The 18,454-nt window shown below is 71.5% G+C and carries 13 protein-coding genes and 2 tRNA genes; 12 read left to right on the top strand and 3 right to left on the bottom strand.

What is annotated here, in order from left to right; all coding sequences use genetic code 11:
- Positions 1-126 precede the first annotated feature (126 nt).
- The 4 genes from CWC38_RS06435 to CWC38_RS06420 all read left to right on the top strand — a co-directional run bounded on the left by CWC38_RS06435 (position 127) and on the right by CWC38_RS06420 (position 5,682).
- Positions 127-1,134: a glycosyltransferase gene (locus tag CWC38_RS06435; RefSeq protein ID WP_240625090.1), complete on the top strand. Its 1,008-nt coding sequence runs from the start codon at positions 127-129 to the stop codon at positions 1,132-1,134.
- Between the two features lie 134 nt (positions 1,135-1,268).
- Positions 1,269-1,358: transfer RNA gene (locus tag CWC38_RS06430), tRNA-Ser, on the top strand.
- A 188-nt stretch (positions 1,359-1,546) separates the two neighbouring features.
- Positions 1,547-3,514, top strand: a complete 1,968-nt coding sequence (locus CWC38_RS06425) for a S8 family serine peptidase (RefSeq protein WP_121845988.1) — start codon at positions 1,547-1,549, stop codon at positions 3,512-3,514.
- Between the two features lie 164 nt (positions 3,515-3,678).
- Complete coding sequence (locus tag CWC38_RS06420) at positions 3,679-5,682, top strand: FAD/NAD(P)-binding protein (protein ID WP_121845987.1); 2,004 nt, start codon at positions 3,679-3,681, stop codon at positions 5,680-5,682.
- A gap of 202 nt (positions 5,683-5,884) precedes the next feature.
- On the opposite strand, the gene CWC38_RS06415 is transcribed toward CWC38_RS06420, so the two are convergent.
- Complete coding sequence (locus CWC38_RS06415) at positions 5,885-6,820, bottom strand: sugar-binding transcriptional regulator (RefSeq protein WP_121845986.1); 936 nt, start codon at positions 6,818-6,820, stop codon at positions 5,885-5,887.
- Positions 6,821-6,926: 106 nt separating this feature from the next.
- Entirely contained in the window at positions 6,927-8,144 is a 1,218-nt protein-coding gene (locus CWC38_RS06410; protein ID WP_121845985.1) for a NupC/NupG family nucleoside CNT transporter, read from the bottom strand.
- A 169-nt stretch (positions 8,145-8,313) separates the two neighbouring features.
- On the opposite strand from CWC38_RS06410, the gene CWC38_RS06405 reads away from it, so the two are divergent.
- The 3 genes from CWC38_RS06405 (at position 8,314) to CWC38_RS06395 (ending at position 12,090) form a co-directional block, all read left to right on the top strand.
- Positions 8,314-9,609, top strand: a complete 1,296-nt coding sequence (locus tag CWC38_RS06405; RefSeq protein ID WP_121845984.1) for a thymidine phosphorylase — start codon at positions 8,314-8,316, stop codon at positions 9,607-9,609.
- Positions 9,610-9,733: 124 nt separating this feature from the next.
- Positions 9,734-10,390, top strand: a complete 657-nt coding sequence (gene deoC, locus CWC38_RS06400; protein WP_121845983.1) for a deoxyribose-phosphate aldolase — start codon at positions 9,734-9,736, stop codon at positions 10,388-10,390.
- Positions 10,390-12,090: a phospho-sugar mutase gene (locus CWC38_RS06395; protein WP_121845982.1), complete on the top strand. Its 1,701-nt coding sequence runs from the start codon at positions 10,390-10,392 to the stop codon at positions 12,088-12,090. Before deoC ends, CWC38_RS06395 begins: the two co-directional genes overlap by 1 nt.
- 150 nt (positions 12,091-12,240) lie before the next feature.
- On the opposite strand, the gene CWC38_RS06390 is transcribed toward CWC38_RS06395, so the two are convergent.
- Positions 12,241-12,328, bottom strand: a tRNA-Ser gene (locus CWC38_RS06390).
- A 368-nt stretch (positions 12,329-12,696) separates the two neighbouring features.
- On the opposite strand from CWC38_RS06390, the gene CWC38_RS06385 reads away from it, so the two are divergent.
- The 5 genes from CWC38_RS06385 to CWC38_RS06365 all read left to right on the top strand — a co-directional run.
- Complete coding sequence (locus tag CWC38_RS06385; RefSeq protein WP_121845981.1) at positions 12,697-13,680, top strand: NAD(P)H-quinone oxidoreductase; 984 nt, start codon at positions 12,697-12,699, stop codon at positions 13,678-13,680.
- Between the two features lie 135 nt (positions 13,681-13,815).
- Positions 13,816-16,101 (top strand): carbon starvation CstA family protein, encoded by a 2,286-nt coding sequence (locus CWC38_RS06380; RefSeq protein ID WP_121845980.1) that lies wholly within the window; start codon positions 13,816-13,818, stop codon positions 16,099-16,101.
- A complete protein-coding gene (locus CWC38_RS06375) occupies positions 16,101-16,325 on the top strand; it encodes a YbdD/YjiX family protein (protein ID WP_121845979.1) in 225 nt (74 codons plus the stop codon). The genes CWC38_RS06380 and CWC38_RS06375 overlap by 1 nt, the downstream gene beginning before the upstream one ends.
- Positions 16,326-16,379: 54 nt before the next feature.
- Positions 16,380-16,922 carry a hypothetical protein gene (locus CWC38_RS06370; RefSeq protein WP_121845978.1) on the top strand — a complete coding sequence of 181 codons (543 nt, stop codon included), beginning with the start codon at positions 16,380-16,382 and terminating at the stop codon, positions 16,920-16,922.
- A 510-nt stretch (positions 16,923-17,432) separates the two neighbouring features.
- On the top strand, positions 17,433-18,454 hold a 1,022-nt coding region (locus CWC38_RS06365), incomplete at its 3' end, for an HAD-IC family P-type ATPase (protein WP_165860360.1).

Raw genomic sequence — 18,454 nt, 5'->3', positions numbered from 1 at the left:
GGGCGGGGCCGCACCGCGCGGTCCGCTGGCTGGGCTCAGTACAGTGATGCCATGCGAGTACTCGTGGTCACGACCTGGTATCCGGAAACTCACGCTCCCCACCGGACGCCTTTCGTTCCTCGCCACGTGCGGGCCATCGCTCGCCACCACGAGGTCCACGTGATCCACGTGAAGCTGCTTGACGACAGTCCTGCGGTGGACGAGGAGTTCGACGGCGTCAGGGTCACCCGCGTGGGGTTCGACCCCGGGCATCCATTCAGCCTGGCCCGGGCCCTCTCCACGATTCGTCACTGGGCCAGGTGTGCGGATGTCGTGCACACCATGGCCTTCTCGTCGGCTCTTGTCGCCGCTCCAGTAGTCCGACGTCTGCCGTGGGTGCACACCGAGCACTGGAACGGCGTCCTGTTCCCGGAACACGTCAACACGGTGTGGCAGTGGAGCGCCGGGCTCCGCCACGTTCTGCGGCTGCCGCGTGTGGTCACCGGGGTCAGCACCCTCATGACGGACACACTGGCTCGGTTCGCGAGACCGGGAGCCGTGCGTCTGGTGGGAAATGTGGTGGACTCCTCACCTCGCATCACGCCGCGCTCAGACCAGCCCCTCCGTCTCGTCGGCGTCGGTGCCGCCACCGAGCACAAGGGTGTCGTGCTCGCGGTGGAGACGCTCGCGGTGCTGCGGTCCCAGGGCCACGACGCCTCACTCTTCTGGGCGGGAGACGGGCCCTGCAGAGAAGCGGCACTGGAACGGGCGCGAGAGCTCGGCATTGCGGAGCACGTCGATCTTCCCGGGTTCCGGAATGCCGTCCAGGTCCAGGAGGACCTCGCGGCCGCGTCCGTGTTCCTGCTGCCGTCGAAGTCTGAGACGTTCTGCGTGGCCGCGGCAGAGGCACTGGCGGCTGGGCGTCCGGTGGCCATGGGTGCGCGGGGCGGCCAGCGGGACTTCGTGGACGGCACCAACGGCCGACTGGTCGAAGAACGGACGGCGGAGGCGTTCGCCGCTGCCGTGGTCGATCTCCTGAGCGACCCCGGTCTCGCACCGGCCCGAGAGATGGCCGGGGCGATCCGGTCGCGGTACGGCCTGGAGGCGGTCGCTGACGACTTCTCGACCATCTATGCCCGAGTGGTCTGCGGCTGAGCGTTCTACCCGCTCTGACAGGGCAGGGTGCCAGCGGTCAGGGCCGGGCTGCCGGGACTTTGACCCGGTGCTTGCGCGACCTATAGTCTTGAAGTCGTCGATTTCCAGGGTGAGATCCACTGGACAGACGACACGGAGACGTGCCAGAGCGGCCGAATGGACTTCACTGCTAATGAAGGGCTCGGTTTAACCCCGGGCCGGGGGTTCAAATCCCCCCGTCTCCGCTCCACCAGAAAGAACGACGCCGCCCGGGTGACCCGGGCGGCGTCGTTCGTCCTGTACGTGCCTGATCGTCACAATCCCGCGTTTACGATTGCATCCCCTCTGCATCGTTCTGCATGGATACACTCCCAAGCAGCACGCAGCCCACCCGCAGCCGATCCCGGGGCCGTGCCGGAACGGGAGAGTCCTCATGCGCGAGGCACGGACATGGATCACCGCGGGACTGTCGCTGGCTCTGGTGGCCGCAGCGGGACCGGCCGCGGCCGCACCACTGGGCGAAGCGGCGTCGTCGGAGCAGGCGGTGCAGGCGCAGCCCGACACCGTGGGAGGCGTGGCCTCCCTGGGGCGGGGCACCGCCGGGCAGGGCAGGGTGCTGCCGGAGACAGACCGGATCCTCGTGACGTTCAAGGACCGGGTGCCCACCACCGCACAGGACACGGTGCTGCAGGGTGCGGAGAAGAACACGGAACTCGCGGACCCGGACATCGTGCGGACCACGGGGACCGGCGAGAGCGTGGTGGAGTCGGAGGAGATGCTCAGCCCCGTCGAGCAGCGGGAAGCGGTGGCCGCCCTCGAAGCCGATCCTGCGGTGGAGTCGGCGGAGCCGGACCAGATCGTGGTGGGTGCGCTCGCCGCCACGCCGGCCCGGAACCCGAACGACACGAACTGGAACTACCAGTGGGGCCCGCGCAACATCGGTGTGCCGGGGGCGTGGAGCCAGGCCACGGGGCAGGGTGTGGTGATCGGCATCGCGGACACCGGCCAGATCGACCATCCGGACCTGAACGGGAAGACCGTGCCGGGCTACGACTTCCTCTCGGACACCTACCATTCGCGGGACGGCAACGGCCGCGACCCCAACCCGCAGGACCAGGGGGACTGGAGCCCGGGCAGGCCGTCCTGGTGGCACGGCTCGCACGTGGCGGGCATCGCCGCCGCGCAGACCAACAACCGTCAGGGCATCGCGGGCACGGCTCCGGACGCGAGGATCCAGCACGCCCGCGTGCTCGGGGCGGACGGCCGCGGCTACGTCTCGGACATCGCGGACGGTGTCATGTGGTCCGCCGGACTGCCCGTGCCCGGGGTGCCCGCGAACAAGAACCCCGCCAAGGTGGTCAACCTGTCCGAGGCGTGGGACGCCGGTTCCTGCCCGGCGGTGATGCAGAACGCCATCAACCGCATGCACACGATCAACGTGCCCCTCGTGGTCGCGGCGGGCAACGCCGCCAAGAGCGCGAACCTGGCCTCGCCCGCGAACTGCCCGGGCGCCGTCGTGGTGGGGGCCACCAGCTACCGCAACCAGCTCACCGGCTACTCGAACTGGGGCCCCGTGCTGGACGTGGTGGCCCCGGGTGGGGACACGGCCGCGCCCATCTGGTCCACCGTGAACACGGGGACGTACTCGATCGGCAGGCCGTCCTACGGGGACCTCAGCGGCACGTCCATGGCGGCGCCGCACGTGGCCGGGGTCATCGCCCTCATGAAGGAGCGCAACCCCGATCTGGGGGTCGAGGCGATCCGCACCACGCTGCGGAACACCGGGACCAACGTGAGCGGCTACCGCAAGGTGGACGCGGCAGCGGCCGCCCGGGCGGTGCCGCGTGCCACGCCCACGGTGCGCGGGGCGATCGCCACCTACTACAACTCCCACGGCGGCGCCCGCAGCATCGGGGCACCCACCACGTGGGAGCAGAGCACGGGCGCGGGCGGCGTGGTGCAGAGCTTCGTGAAGGACGGCCGCGCCACACGGATCTACTGGTCCCAGACCACGGGCGCGCACCGCGTGGAGACGTGGAAGGGCATCGGGGCCCGGTACGGGCAGCTGGGTGGGCCGGCGGCACTCGGGCTGCCGTCCACGGACGAGGCGCCCACCGCCACCGGCGGCGCGTACCAGAACTTCGTGCACCCGGCCACGGGGCGCAGCACCAAGGTGATCTGGAGCAGCGCCACCGGCGCCCAGCCCGTGGTGGAGACCTCCGGCATCGGCCGGCAGTGGGCGCGGGACGGCCACGAGGCAGGCGCGGGCTACCCCGCGTCCCCGGAGGTGGCCACCCCCACCGGCGCGTACCAGCGCTTCCGCAACCCCACCACGGGAAAGGTCACCCAGTACACCTGGACCCGGGCGACCGGCAGGGTGGAGCGCACCGAACTCGCCTGAGCCGCAGACTCCCGGTACGACGACGCCGCACCGGCCGCCCGCGCGGGGCGCCCCACCGGTTCGAGGACTCGGCCCGGGCTCCGCGGCGGCCCGGTCCCCCGGCCCGCACGATGGCGCGCCGCCCGGCGCGGACGAGCACCGGTGCCCCCGATATCCTGGACCGCATGGGTATTCAGCAGCGCGTGGTGGTGGTGGGGGCCGGTCCCCGGGGACTGTCGGTGGTCGAACGGCTCGTGGCACGGTCGGCGCACACGGGTGCGGCCGTGCACATCGACCTGGTGGACCCGTTCCCCCCGGGCCCGGGCCACGTGTGGCGCACGGACCAGTCGGACGTGTTCCTCATGAACACCCCCTCCCTGTTCCCCACGGTGCTCGCCGCGCCGGACGTGCTGGACGTGCCCTCCGTGGCCCCGCTGCGGGGGATGAGCTTCGAACGGTGGCGCCGCGGTGTCGTCGCCGGGCAGATCGAGCCGGTGACCCCGCTGAGCGAGGAGCAGCTGCGGGCTCTCGCGGAGCTGACCCCGCAGGGCTACCCGCCGCGCGCCGTGTACGGGCGGTACCTGGAGTGGGTGTTCACCACGCTGCGCGAGAACCTCCCGGCCACGGTGCGCCTGGACGTGCACCGCGGTGAGGCTGTGGACGCGTGGGTGCGCACGGACGGGCGGCACCGCTACGGCGTGGAGCTCGCGGGGGGTGCGGTGCTGCCGGCGGACGCCGTGGTGCTCGCGCTCGGCCACCTGGATGCGCACCTGCGCCCGTCCCAGAAGGACCTCGTGGACGGCGCGGCCGAGCACGGGCTGACCTACTGGCCGCCCACCGTGCCCGCGGACGCGTTCTGGTCCGAGCTGCCCAGCGGGGAGACCGTTCTGGTGCGCGGGATGGGCCTGAACTTCTGCGACGCGCTCGCCCGCCTCACCGAGGGCAGGGGAGGCACGTTCGCCCAGGACCCGGAGCACCCGGACAGGCTCGTCTACCACCCCTCGGGCCGGGAGCCGAAGGTCGTGGCCGGCTCCCGCCGAGGCACGCCCTACCGAGCGAAGCCCGTCCTGGCGGGCTACTACGCCGCGTCCCTGCAGACCCGATTCTTCACGCTCCACGCAGTCCGGGGCCTCGCGGAGCAGGCCCCGGGGCCGCTGTCCTTCGAGCGTCAGCTCTGGCCGCTGATCCGCAAGGACACCATCTGGAACTACTACACGGTGCTGGCCCGCACCGCCCCGGACGCCTTCCTGGGGGACCCGCAGGAGTTCCTGCGCCGCCTGGACGAGATCCTGCTGGACACCGCGGACCCCAACTGGGCGCACCGCAGCGACGCCCTGATCAGCGACTTCGTGGTGCCCGGCCGCCAGCTGCAGCAGGCCCGGCTCGCCCGGCCGTTCGAGGACGTGAGCTTCGCGAGCCACGACGAGTACGCGGCCGCCGTGGTGCACTACCTGGACCGGGACGTGCGTGGCTCCCTGCGGGGCGAGGACGATCCCGTGAAGATGGCCATCGCCTCCCTCAACGCGGCCCGCACCGTGCTCAAGTGCGTGCTCGTGGAGATCGGGATCACCGACTCGTCCTGGGTCCACGAGCTGCGGCGCCAGTTCGAGCCGCTCGTGGAGGGCCTCGCCTCCGGCCCACCCGTGCTGCGCATCCAGCAGCTCGCCGCCCTCACGCGCGCCGGCATCGTCCGCTTCCTGGGCCCCGAGCCGCGCTTCGCCGTGGACCGCTCCCAGGGCTGCTTCGTCGCCGCGTCCCCGTGGGTCGAGGACGCACCCGTGCGCTCCCGCTGGCTCATCGAGGCCATGTCCCCCACGAACGACGTCCACCGCAACATCTCGCCGCTGCTCACGAACATGCACGAGCGCGGGCTGGTGCGCGCCAAGCTCATGGAGACCCGCGACGGCGCCTCTCCCGAGACGAGCACGGGCCTGGACGTCTCCCCGGAGCGCGCTCGCGGCGCGCAGGACGACGACGCCGCCCCGCACGCCTTCGTCTACCGCGCCGTGGGCGCCAAGGACCGGGTGGAGCACGGCATCTACGTGATCGGGCTGCAGCTGTCCTCCGTGCAGTGGGGCGTGTCGATCGCCGCGGAGGCGGAGGCCCCCGCGCACCTCGGGGCCAGGACGCTGGCGGACGCGGACCAGATCGCCCAGGACGTCCTCGCAGGTTCGGCGCCGCAGGTCTGATCGCCGCAGCATGCACCGGCGGGCGCACGCCCGGGGGGGGCGGCGCGGTTCTCGCGCGCACGGGCGTCCGGTGCTCTCAGAGCCTGCCCACTCGTTCTCGACGTCAGCCCTGCGGGGCCGGTTGCGGCGGGGGCCCGTGCGGGTGTCCAAGCGCCGTCGTGGGGCCGGGCACGGGCCGACACCGCGGCGTCGCCCGGGGACCTCAGCCCAGGACGGCCCGGGCGGTCAGCTCGTCCGTGACCAGGTGGGAGACGTAGCCGGCCTGCAGGGCGGCGCGCAGCGCGGGAACCTTGGCGGTGCCCCCGGCCACGCAGATCCGGATCTCCTTCTGCCGGAGGTCGTCCAGGGGCAGGGCCACGGTGCGCTCGTCGAGGCTGGGCACCGCGGGGCGCCCGGCGGCGTCGATGAACCGTGAGCAGAGGTCTCCCACCGCGCGCTGCGCCACCTCGCGGCGCTCCTCGCGGCTGAGGTAGTCCCGCAGCAGCAGGGGAGCGTCCTCGGAGACCGAGCCCACGGTGAACAGCGCGGTGCGCGCGCTGCGGCCCAGGTCCAGCACGTACTTGATGTGCCGGTCCTGTGCCACGAGCCGCTTCACGCCGGGGCTGTCGAAGAGCACCGGCAGGGGCAGCGCGTGCGGGTAGGCGTTGAACGCGGCGCACAGCAGCCGCACGGTCTCGTGGTGGCCCGCGAGCGGGGAGTCGAGGCTGCTGCCGCCCTTGAGCTGGACCATGTGCACGCCCGTGCGCGGCTGCGGGGTCAGCGCGTTCGCCACGGCCCGCATGGTGCGCCCCCACGTGATGCCCACGAGGTCCCCGTCCGCCACGTTCTCCTCGAGCACCTGGGCACCCATGCCGCCGAGTTCGGGGAGCAGCTCGTCCTCCGTGTCCGCGGCGGCGACCACCCGCGCCTGGGTGAGTCCGTAGCGCGCGCACAGCTCCCGTCCCACGTCCGAGGACACGGCGCGCGGGTCCCGGATCTCGATGCTCACGAAGCCGCGGTCCTTGGCGTGCTGGATCAGCTTGGACACCGTGGGGCGGGACAGGCAGAGCTGCCGTGCCACATCCGCCTGGGAGAGCCCGCGCTGGAAGTACAGCCGCGCCACCTCCAGGGACTGCCTGTCCCGGGAACTCAGCTCCACGGCACACCGGTGCGCGCGGTGGCGCGGTGTGGCGCACGTCCGGGCGCCGCGCCGCTCGGGACGACGCCGCCGGGCGCCGTGGTGCGCGCGGGGCGGACCGCGCGCGTCACAGCCCCATGATCACGCCGACGAGCGCGGCGTTGAGCATGTTGGTGAGGAAGCCGCCGAAGAGGGCGAACATGCCCAACTTGGCGACGTCCCCGCGCCGGTCCGGGGCGAGCCCTCCGATGGACCCGATCTGGATGGCGATCGAGGAGAGGTTGGCGAAGCCCGCCAGGGCAAAGGTGGTGATCAGCACGGACTGGGGATCCATGCCGGGAATGGCGGGACCGAAGGACGTGTAGCCCACGAACTCGTTGAGAATGGTCTTCTGGCCGATGAAGTTGCCCACCTGCGCGGCGTCCTGCCACGGCACGCCGATGGCCCAGGCGAGCGGCGCGAAGATGATGCCGAACAGCCCCTCCAAGGACCAGCCCTCGAACCCGAACAGGGAGCCGAACCAGCCCAGCACGGACGAGCCCAGGGCGATCAGCGCGATGAACGCGATGAGCAGGCAGCCCACGATCACGGCGATCCGCCCGCCGTTCAGTGCGCCGGTTCCAATGGCGTCGATCAGGTTCTTCGACTCGGTGTCACGCACCTTCAGCACGTTCACCGAGGCCTCGGACTTCTCGGTCTCGGGCATGAGGGCCTTGGCCACGAGCAGCGAGCCGGGAGCGTTCATCACCGAGGCCGCGAGCAGGTACGGCAGCGGCGCACCCAGCAGGGAGTAGCCCACCAGGGTGGATCCGGCAGCCGCGGCGAAGCCGCCGGTCATGCACGCGAACAGCTCGGAGCGCGTGAGCCTGCTGATGTAGGGCTTGATCATCAGGGGTGCCTCGCTCTGGCCCAGGAAGATCACCGTGGAGGCGAACACGGACTCGATCTTGGAGGTGCCCATGATCTTGTTGAGCACGGTGCCCAGCACGTGCACGAACACCTGGATGACCCGCAGGTAGTAGAGGGCGCTGATGAGCGCGCCCAGGAAGATGATGACGGGCAGCACGTTGAGGGCGAAGACGAAGCCGTTCTTCTCGTCCATGAGCCCGCCGAAGACGAACTTGGTGCCCTCGTTGGTGAAACCGATCAGTCCCTGCACCAGGTCCGAGAACCACTTCAGGGCCTCGAATCCGGGACCCCACTTGAGGATCAGCAGGGCCACCCCGATCTGCAGGGCCAGACCCACGGCAAGGGTGCGCCACTTGATGGCGCTGCGGTGGCGGGAGAGAAGGACGATGGTGCCCAGGATGAGGATGATCCCCACCAGGCCCTGGTAACGGTCCACGGTGACCCCAGCTTTCGTTTCCGGTGCGCGGCGGCACTGCCGAGCACGAACATTTGTCAAAACTATAGGTGACAATTTTTCCCGGGCGGCGCCTAGGATTGCTGGTGAGCCGTGTCGCGGGTTCGTCCCCGTCCCCACGGTGCCGCATCTACACGAGGGAGTGAGCACGATGGTCGAAGCGTTCGACGCCGTGGACGTCATCCGCATGAAAAGGGACCGCGAGACGCTGTCCCCCGAGGCCATCGACTGGGTGGTGGACGCCTACACCCGGGGCGTGGTGGCGGACGAGCAGATGTCCGCGCTGGCCATGGCCGTCTTCCTCAACGGCATGGACCGTACGGAGATCTCCCGGTGGACGCAGGCCATGATCGACTCCGGCGAGCGCATGAACTTCACGGCCCTCTCCCGGCCCACCGCGGACAAGCACTCCACGGGTGGCGTGGGGGACAAGATCACGCTCCCGCTCGCCCCGCTCGTCGCGAGCTTCGGGGTGGCCGTGCCGCAGCTCTCGGGCCGCGGACTGGGCCACACCGGCGGCACCCTGGACAAGATGGAGGCCATCCCGGGGTGGCGCGCGGATCTCTCGAACGAGCGCATGATGGAGATCCTGGACACCGTGGGCGCCGTGATCTGCGCGGCGGGCAGCGGCCTGGCACCGGCGGACAAGAAGCTCTACGCGCTGCGTGACACCACCTCCACGGTGGAGTGCATCCCGCTGATCGCCTCGTCCATCATGTCCAAGAAGATCGCCGAGGGCACCGGGGCCCTGGTGCTGGACGTCAAGACCGGCCCGGGGGCGTTCATGAAGTCCGAGCAGGACGCGCGGGAGCTCGCCCGCACCATGGTGGACCTCGGCAAGGACCACGGCGTGCACACCGTGGCCCTGCTCACGGACATGTCCCGCCCGCTGGGCCGCACCGTGGGCAACGCCCTGGAGGTGCGCGAGTCGGTGGAGGTGCTCGCGGGAGGCGGGCCCAGCGACGTCGTCCGCCTGACCGTGGCGCTCGCGCAGGAGATGCTCGCCGCCGCCGGAGTGCAGGACGCGGACGTGGAGGCGGCGCTCAAGGACGGCCGCGCCATGGACTCGTGGAAGCAGATGGTCGCCGCCCAGGGCGGGGACCCGGATGCCGAGCTGCCCCGGGCCGAGCACACCCAGGACGTGCTCGCGGAGACGGACGGCGTGCTCACCGAGATGGACGCGATGTCCGTGGGCGTGGGCTCGTGGCGCCTGGGCGCGGGCCGCGCCCGCCAGGGCGACCCCGTCCAGGCCGGTGCCGGCGTGGAGATCCACGCGGTGCCCGGCGAGCGTGTGCGCAAGGGCCAGAAGCTGTTCACCCTGCACACGGACACCCCGGAGCGCTTCGACCGCGCGCTGGAGTCCCTCGCCGGTGGCGCCACCATCGACCCCGACGCCGCGGACGGCACCGGTGCGCGCGAGGACGTGGTCCTGGACCGCATTGCCTGAACCCCGTGACCGGGGGCCACGGGCCGGGCACCGAACCGCCCGTGGCGCCCACCGACCACCTCGCCCCGCGCGAGCTCGCGGCCGGACCCGTGCCGCGACCCACGACCTCTCGAAGGAGAACCACATGACCACCCGCGAAGAACTGGCCGCGATCGTCGACCACACCCTGCTCAAGCCCGAGGCCACCGCCGAGCAGGTGGCGGACCTGGCCCGCGAGGCCGCGGACCTGGGGGCCTACTCCATCTGCGTCTCCCCGTCCCGCCTGGACGTGGAGCTGCCGGAAGGGGTCAAGCTCGCCACGGTGTGCGGCTTCCCGTCCGGCGCGCACCCCTCCGAGGTCAAGGCCGTGGAGGCCGCGGACTCGGTGTCCCGCGGCGCGGACGAGGTGGACATGGTCATCAACCTGGGCCTGGCGATGGACGGGGACTGGGACGGCGTCCAGGAGGACATCGAGGCCGTGCGTGCCGCGTGCCCCGCGCCCACGGTCCTGAAGGTCATCATCGAGTCCGCGGCCCTGGACGACGAGCAGATCGTGGCCGCGTGCCGCGCCGCGGACGCCGCCGGTGCTGACTTCGTGAAGACCTCCACGGGCTTCCACCCCACCGGGGGTGCGAGCGTGGAGGCCGTGCGGCTCATGGCCGAGACGGTGGGCGGCCGCCTGGGCGTCAAGGCCTCCGGCGGCATCCGCACCACCGAGGCGGCCCTCGCGATGGTCGAGGCCGGAGCCACCCGTCTGGGGCTCTCCGGCACGCGTGCGGTGCTGGAAGGACTGGATTCCTGATGAGTGAGCAGCTTCTCTCCACGGTGCAGCAGTGGATCGAGCACGATCCCGATCCCGTCACCCGTGATGAACTGACCGCCCTGCTCGAACCCGCGCGCTCCGGGGACGAGACCGCGCTCGCGGAGCTCGGTTCACGCTTCTCGGGTCCGCTCGTGTTCGGCACGGCCGGACTGCGGGCCGCGGTGGGCGCGGGCGAGTCCCGCATGAACCGCGCCGTCGTGATTCGCGCGAGCGCCGGCCTGGCCTCGTTCCTGGTGGACCGCGTGGGCTCCGAGCCGCTCGTGGTGGTGGGCTGCGATGCCCGCCACGGCTCCGAGGACTTCGCCGCGGACGCCGCCGCGGTGTTCGCCGCGGCCGGCTGCCGGGCCGTCCGGCTGCCCGCGCAGCTGCCCACCCCACTCGTGGCCTACGCGGTGCGTGCCCTCGGCGCCGATGCCGGCGTGATGGTCACCGCGTCCCACAACCCGCCCGCGGACAACGGCTACAAGGTCTATCTGGGTGCCCGCGCGGTCTCCGGGGACGACGAGCGCGGTGTGCAGATCGTGGCCCCGGACGACGCCCGGATCGCGGAGCGGATCGCCGCGGCACCGCCCGCGGACGAGGTGCCGCGGGACCCGGAGTCCGTGTCCACCGCCGACGACGCCCTGGTCACCGACTACGTCCGGCGCGCCGCGTCCCTGCGCGGCCCGGAGGAGGGTGCGGACGTCTCGATCGCCCTGACCCCGATGCACGGCGTGGGCCTGGGCACCGCCCGGCGCGTGCTGGAGGAGGCCGGCTTTCCGCGGGTGGCCGTGGTGGCCGAGCAGGCCGAGCCGGATCCGGACTTCCCGACCGTGGCGTTCCCGAACCCCGAGGAGCCGGGCGCCATGGACCTGCTCGTGGCCCTGGCGGCCCGCGAGGACGCGGACGTGGCCATAGCACTGGACCCGGACGCGGACCGCTGCGCCGTGGCCATCCCCACGGGCGCGGGCACCGGGAATCCTGCCGAGGACTGGCGCCGCCTGAGCGGTGACGAGCTCGGTGCGCTGCTGGGCGAAGACGCGGCCTCGGACCCGGACCGTGCGGGGGACACCCTTGCGTGCTCCATCGTCTCCGGCCGCCTGCTGGGACGGATCGCGCAGCGCCACGGGCTCTCGTTCCGCCAGACCCTCACGGGGTTCAAGTGGATCGCCCGCACGCCCGGACTGCGCTTCGGCTACGAGGAGGCCATCGGCTACTGCACCGACCCCGCCGCGGTCCGCGACAAGGACGGTGTCTCCACCGCCGTGCGCGTGGCGTCCCTCGTGGCGGCCCTCAAGGCCCGTGGACGCACCGTGCAGGACGAGCTGGACCGGCTCCCCCACATGCACGGCCTCTACGCCACGGCGCCGTTGACGTTCCGTGTGGCGGACCTCTCGCTCATCGGCCGCGGCATGCGGCGGCTGCGGGAGAACCCGCCGAAGGAGCTCGCGGGCTCGCCGGTCGCGGAGTTCGTGGACCTCGCCGACGGCGGCCCCGAGATGCTTCCCACCGAGGGCATCCTGGTGCGCACCGAAGCCGACGACCGCGTGATCGTGCGCCCCTCCGGCACCGAGCCCAAGCTCAAGTGCTACCTGGAGGTCGTGCTCCCGGTGCCCGACGACGCCGAGGTCCCGCGCGCCGAGGCCGCCGAGCGACTCGAGCGGATCAGCACCGAGCTGCGGGAGGTCCTGGGGTTCTGAGTGCCACGGAGCTGACGGGCTGAGCCCGGCGGCGCCGGTGCCGCCGCGCTGCCGCTGGCGGCCGCCCGTCGAGCGCGGCCCCGGCCTGCCAGGAGCAAACGACGAAGCTCCTGTCACCTGGTACTTCAGGGACAGGGGCTTCGTCGTGGGCGGAAGGTAAGGGATTTGAACCCTTGGTACGGGGTTACCGCACACTGGTTTTCAAGACCAGCTCCTTAGGCCGCTCGGACAACCTTCCTCCGCTCGCGGCGGGCTTGCGCACCGCACGAACGAGTCGTCATTATTCCACGCGCCGCACCCGGGGTGCGAACGCGCTGCGGCGGGAGGACACGGAGCACGACGCCGCCCGCAGGCCTTCTCCGCGCTCGTCCCGTTCTGCGCTCCCTGACGGTGGCCGGGTCGGCGCCGCGCCGTCGCCATGCCCCATCCCGGGGGTAGGGCTCACGGAACGGCAGTGTCCCCGCGCGTGGTGCATCGCGGGCCGGGTGCGCCCGGCGGGCGGCGGATCTGTCCGCGGAGGGGGAACAGCGACGTCGTCCGCTGGTGCCGAGCCCCCTGGTGGCGGGAGGATGGCGGCCACGAGACGACGAGTGGAAGGACTGACCCATGCGTGCAGTGCGTGACCTGGAATCCGGCGGACCCGAGGTGCTCACGGTGAGCGACGTCCCCGAGCCGCAGCTCACGGCGGACGGGGTGCTGATCGCGGTGACCGCGGCGGGGCTCAACCGAGCGGACGTCCTGCAGCGGCAGGGGCACTACCCCGTGCCGCCGGAGGCCACGGACGTGTTCGGTCTGGAGGTCTCCGGCACGGTGCTGGCGCTCGGGGAGCAGGTGCCGGACCGCCCCGGGCTGGCCGTGGGTGATCCCGTGGTGGCCCTGGTGGACTCCGGGGGCTACGCCGAGCGCGTGGTGGCGCCGTGGCAGCAGGTGCTCCCCCTGCCGGACGGCGTGGACCCGGTCGAGGCGGCGGGGCTGCCGGAGGTGGCCGCGACGGTGTTCTCCAACGTGTTCATGGCGGCATCGGCCCGTGAGGGGGAGACGCTGCTCGTGCACGGTGGGGCGGGCGGCATCGGGACCCACGCCATCCAGGTGGCCCGCGCGCTGGGCCTCACGGTGATCGCCACGGTGGGCAGCGAGGAGAAGGCCGCCACCGTGCGGGAACTGGGCGCCACCGCCGTCAACTACCGGAACGAGGACTTCGTGGAGCGGGTCCACGAGCTCACGGACGGCCGCGGGGCGGACGTGGTCCTGGACGTCGTGGGCGCCAAGTACCTGGACCCGAACCTGCGGGTGGTGGCCACGAACGGGCGCATCGTGATCATCGGGATGCAGGGCGGTGCCAAGGGGGAGCTGAACGTGGGGCGGCTGCTGCAGAAGCGCGCCGCGGTGATCGGCACGACGCTGCGGGCGCGTTCGGCGGAGGAGAAGGCCACCATCATGGCCGCGGTCGGGGAGTACGTGTGGCCCCTGCTGACCTCGGGTCAGGTGCGTCCGCTCGTGTCCCGCACGTTCCCGCTGGAGCAGGTGCGGGAGGCGCACGAGTACTTCGACGGCGGATCGCACGTGGGGAAGGTGCTGCTGACGGTGTGACGACCCGCGTGTCGTGACCGGGCAGCTCCCCGGTCGGCGGTGCACCGGCTGTGCGTGTGAGAGGGCTCGCATAGAATCGTGCGCACCATCACACGTCCTGCCGGGCGTGTTCGCACGATGTTCGGAGCCTTCCCCATGAGCACCACACACCGCCAGCCGGCGGGCGCCTCCCAGCCCGCCGAGGGAGGTCCCGCGGACCTGCCACCCAACCGCGTGGACCCGGAGGTCCTGGACCGCGAGCAGACCCGGTGGACGCCCCTGCGCATCGCGCTGTGGGTGGGCATCGCCCTGCTGGGCGGCGTGGCCTGGGTGATGATCGCCTTCGCACGCGGCGAGTCCGTCAACGCCATCTGGTTCGTGTTCGCGGCGGTGTGCAGCTACTTCATCGCGTACCGCTTCTACGCCAAGTTCATCGAGGTGAAACTGGCGCGGCCGGACGACCGGCGTGCCACCCCGGCGGAGTACCACGCGAACGGCAAGGACTTCCTGCCCACCGACCGGCGGGTGCTCTACGGCCACCACTTCGCGGCCATCGCCGGCGCGGGACCCCTGGTGGGACCCGTGCTGGCCGCGCAGATGGGCTACCTCCCGGGCACCATCTGGATCATCGTGGGGGTGATCCTCGCCGGTGCGGTGCAGGACTACCTGGTGCTGTTCTTCTCCATGCGCCGTGGTGGGCGCTCCCTCGGTCAGATGGCCCGGGAGGAGCTCGGCGTGGTGGGCGGCTACGCGGCCATCGTGGCCACCCTCGCGATCATGGTCATCATCGTGGCGATCCTCGCCCTCGTGGTGGTCAACTCCCTGGGCGAGTCCCCGTGGGGCGTGTTCTCGGTGGGCATGACCATTCCCATCGCCCTGTTCATGGGCGTCTACCTGCGGTACCTGCGTCCGGGGAAGGTCATGGAGATCTCCGTCATCGGCTTCGTCCTCCTCATGGCCGCGATCGTGGGCGGCGGCTGGGTCGCGGACACCGAGCTCGGCGCGCAGCTGTTCACCCTGGACCGCGTGACCCTCGCGTGGTGCGTGATCGGCTACGGCTTCGTGGCCGCAGTGCTGCCCGTGTGGCTGCTGCTCTCCCCGCGCGACTACCTCTCCACGTTCATGAAGGTGGGCACCATCGTGCTGCTCGCCGCCGCGATCGTGGTGGTGCGCCCCGAGATCACCGTCCCCGCGGTCAGCGAGTTCGCGAGCCGCACGGACGGGCCGGCCTTCACCGGCTCCCTGTTCCCGTTCCTGTTCGTCACCATCGCGTGCGGCGCGCTCTCCGGGTTCCACGCGCTCATCGCCTCCGGCACCACGCCCAAGATGATCGAGAAGGAGCGTCAGGCCCGGTTCATCGGCTACGGCGGCATGCTCATGGAGTCCTTCGTGGCCATCATGGCGCTCGTGGCGGCCGTCTCGATCGACCGCGGCATCTACTTCGCGATGAACGCCTCCCCGGCGGCCACCATGGGCACCGTGGAGGGCGCGGCCGCCTTCGTGAACTCGCTGGGCCTCTCGGGCGTGCACGTGACCCCCGAGCTGCTGCAGGGTACCGCGGACGCCGTGGGGGAGGAGAGCATCGTCTCCCGCACCGGCGGTGCCCCCACCCTGGCTGTGGGCCTGTCGCACATCATGCACCAGTGGTTCGGCGGCCCGTCCATGATGAGCTTCTGGTACCACTTCGCGATCATGTTCGAGGCGCTGTTCATTCTCACCGCGGTGGACGCGGGCACCCGCGTGGCCCGCTTCATGCTCACGGACACCCTGGGTAACTTCTTCCCCCGCTTCCGGGACGTCAACTGGCGCGCCGGGGCGTGGCTGACCACCGCGATCATGGTGGCCGGGTGGGGGTCCATCCTGATCCTCGGTGTCACGGACCCGCTGGGCGGCATCAACACGTTCTTCCCGCTGTTCGGCATCGCCAACCAGCTGCTCGCTGCCATTGCGCTCGCGGTGTGCCTCGCGATCGCCGCCAACCTCGGCCGGGCCAGGTACCTCTGGATCATCCTGATCCCGCTCGCGTTCGACGTGGTGGTCACCGTCACGGGCTCGTGGCACAAGATCTTCTCCGCGGACCCCAAGGTGGGGTACTGGGCCAGCCACACGGCGTTCAAGGACGCCCTGGCGCAGGGGAAGACCAGCTTCGGCACCGCCAAGAGCGTGGAGGCCATGGAGGCGGTCGTGCGCAACACGTTCGTCCAGGGCACCCTCTCCATCCTGTTCGTGGTGCTCACCATCATCGTGGTGGTCGTGGCCGCGGTGCACACCGTCAAGGCGGTGCGGGGAAAGCGTCGGGCCACCCACGAGGACCCGTTCGTGGAGTCCCGTTTCTACGCGCCGTCCGGCCTGGTGGCCACGCCCTCGGAGAAGGCACTCGCGAGGCAGTGGGAGGCGCTGCCGCTCGAGCAGCGCACGCCCACCGGCGGAGGGCACCACTGATGGCCGGGGCCACCCAGGAACCCGTGACCGGGTGGGCGCGGCTCGGGACCTGGTGGCGCGGCGTCGTCGGCTTCGGCAACGGGGTGCTCGGCGCAGACCGGTACGAGCGCTACCTGCAGTACCACCGCGCCACGGGCTCCGAGCAGGCGCCCATGTCGGAACGGGAGTTCTGGCGGGACTACCAGGACTGGCAGGACGCCCACCCCGAGGGCCGCTGCTGCTGAGGGCGGTAGCATGAACCGCTGCCCGCGGGCTGCAGAAAGAGAAGTGAGGTATCGGTGGGTTTCTTCGGTGACTACAGGGCCACGCGCCGGGACGAGCGCGAGCTGGGAGAGGGCGTCTGGCGCCGCGCGCACGACCGCTTCAAGCGGGGCCTGGACCGGTACCACCAGATCCTCGAGTCCGTCCGCGACCCCGAGCTGCGGGCCGCGGCCGTGCCCGTGGCCAACGAGCTCGCGGAGCTCCTGCCGCGCGTGAGGGGCGTGTGCATGGACGCCCACGTGCGCGCTCCGTCCCAAACCCAGGACATCCCGCACTCCTCGTCCGGGTACCTCTCGGACGTCCACCGCCAGCTCTCCCGGGCGGGCAATGCGATGGCGCAGACCGCCGAAGCGCTGACGATGGCGCGTTTCGCCGCTTCGGGGGTCGCGCGTGCCGCGGCGCCGGACGGGTCCTCGGGTGCCGACGACGCCCGCGCCCCCGAGCGGCCCGAGTCGCCTTCCGCGGGGGTGGACTCGATCCGCCGCCGCGGTGCGGTCGTCGAGGAGTACGTGGCGGCCGCAGAGCACCTCATGGCTGCCCACGACCCGTCGAGAGCCTGAGCCCGGTCCTGTCGTCCCCGTGGCGGCACGTCCCCGGTGGGCGACGCGGCGGCGGTCGGGGCCGACCGTGAGACCTCCGTGGTGTCGCGGAGCGGTGGGCACGTCTCCCGGAGGAGAAACGCGAGGCGTGCACCGCTGTCGGCGCCGCCGGCCGCGAGCACCACCCCGTCGCAGGAAGAGTGCCCCGGAGATTCCTCCCCGTCGACCGCGAGGGTCGGTGAGAGGAACTCCGGGGCACCTTGTGTCCCCTGTTGCGGATCGTACGGTGGCCTGGGCCGCACTGTCCTGGAAACGATGTTATGAAACACCGTTGCCAAAGGAAAGACCACGGCGGGATCGTTGCCTTTTCGAGATCTGACGGAGCGGCGAGTGATGTGGTAGCGGGTCCTGTCAGTGGCCCAGAAGTGCCTGGTAACCCCCTGGCGGATCACCGTGAGAGGTCTTCCTGCGGGCTGTCGGAAGGCCACTCGCCATAGACTGGGACGGACCGTTGCCCAGCCAAGGAGAGCAATGCCCCAGAGGACCCAGAACACCCTGTCCCGGCCGGACCCGGTGGACGACGGAACCCTGGTCCGCGAGGGCCTGAGCAGCGGGGCAGTCGCGCAGCGGGTGGAACTGGGCCTCGCCAACGACGCCTCCACCGCCACCTCCCGCAGCGTGTGGGCCATCATCCGCACCCACGTGTTCACCCTGTTCAACCTGGTGCTGGGTCTGTGCGCGGCGGTCGTCATCGCCCTCGGACGGTGGCTGGACCTGCTGTTCGTCCTCGCGGCCCTGAGCAACGTGACCATCGGGATCGTGCAGGAGTACTCCGCGAAGCGGCAGCTCGACCGGATCGCTCTGCTGCGGCGGGACCCGGCCAGGGTGCTGCGGGACGGGGAGGTCACGCAGATCCCGCTCGAGCAGATCGTGCTGGACGACGTCCTGCTGCTCTCCCGCGGCGATCAGGTTCCGGCGGACGCCGTGGTGCTGGAGGCGGACGGCCTGGACCTGGACGAGTCCCTGCTCACGGGGGAGAACGACCCCGTGGTGAAGTCACCCGGGGACAAGGTGTTCTCCGCGTCCAGCGTGACGAGTGGCTCCGGGCGCGTGCGCGTCACCGCGGTGGGGGAGAAGTCCCACGCGTCCAAGCTGGCCACCGAGGCGCGCCAGTTCGCGCCGATCCGGTCCGAGCTGCGCGCCTCGCTCGCCCGCGTGGTGCGCTGGCTGACCATTGCCCTGATCCCCATCATCGCGGTCGTCCTCAACGGGCAGATGCGGGCCGTGGGCGGCTGGCAGCAGGCCAGGGAGACCGGTGCCTGGGAGGAGGCGCTCGTCGCCTCGGTGTCCTCGGTCGCGTCCATGATCCCCCAGGGTCTCGCCCTGATGACCACCATCAGTTTCGCCGTGGCCGCCGTGAAGCTCGCCCGGGACGAGGTGCTCATCCAGGAGCAGCCCGCCGTGGAGGTTCTCGCACGGGTGGACACCGTGTGCTTCGACAAGACGGGCACCCTCACGGAGGGAGGCGTCTCGTTCGACGCCGCCCGCCCCCT

The sequence above is a fragment of the Kocuria tytonicola genome (assembly GCF_003687455.1).
Taxonomy (GTDB): domain Bacteria; phylum Actinomycetota; class Actinomycetes; order Actinomycetales; family Micrococcaceae; genus Kocuria; species Kocuria tytonicola.
This window is presented reverse-complemented; position numbering and strand designations above follow the sequence as displayed.

Excerpts from the sequence above, each read along its gene's own strand:
- CWC38_RS06425 (WP_121845988.1), top strand. The coding sequence starts at position 1,547 with ATGCGCGAGGCACGGACATGGATCACCGCGGGACTGTCGCTGGCTCTG.
- CWC38_RS06375 (WP_121845979.1), top strand. The coding sequence starts at position 16,101 with ATGGCCGGGGCCACCCAGGAACCCGTGACCGGGTGGGCGCGGCTCGGG.
- CWC38_RS06405 (WP_121845984.1), top strand. The coding sequence starts at position 8,314 with ATGGTCGAAGCGTTCGACGCCGTGGACGTCATCCGCATGAAAAGGGAC.
- CWC38_RS06380 (WP_121845980.1), top strand. The coding sequence starts at position 13,816 with ATGAGCACCACACACCGCCAGCCGGCGGGCGCCTCCCAGCCCGCCGAG.
- CWC38_RS06395 (WP_121845982.1), top strand. The coding sequence starts at position 10,390 with ATGAGTGAGCAGCTTCTCTCCACGGTGCAGCAGTGGATCGAGCACGAT.
- CWC38_RS06420 (WP_121845987.1), top strand. The coding sequence starts at position 3,679 with ATGGGTATTCAGCAGCGCGTGGTGGTGGTGGGGGCCGGTCCCCGGGGA.
- deoC (WP_121845983.1), top strand. The coding sequence starts at position 9,734 with ATGACCACCCGCGAAGAACTGGCCGCGATCGTCGACCACACCCTGCTC.
- CWC38_RS06385 (WP_121845981.1), top strand. The coding sequence starts at position 12,697 with ATGCGTGCAGTGCGTGACCTGGAATCCGGCGGACCCGAGGTGCTCACG.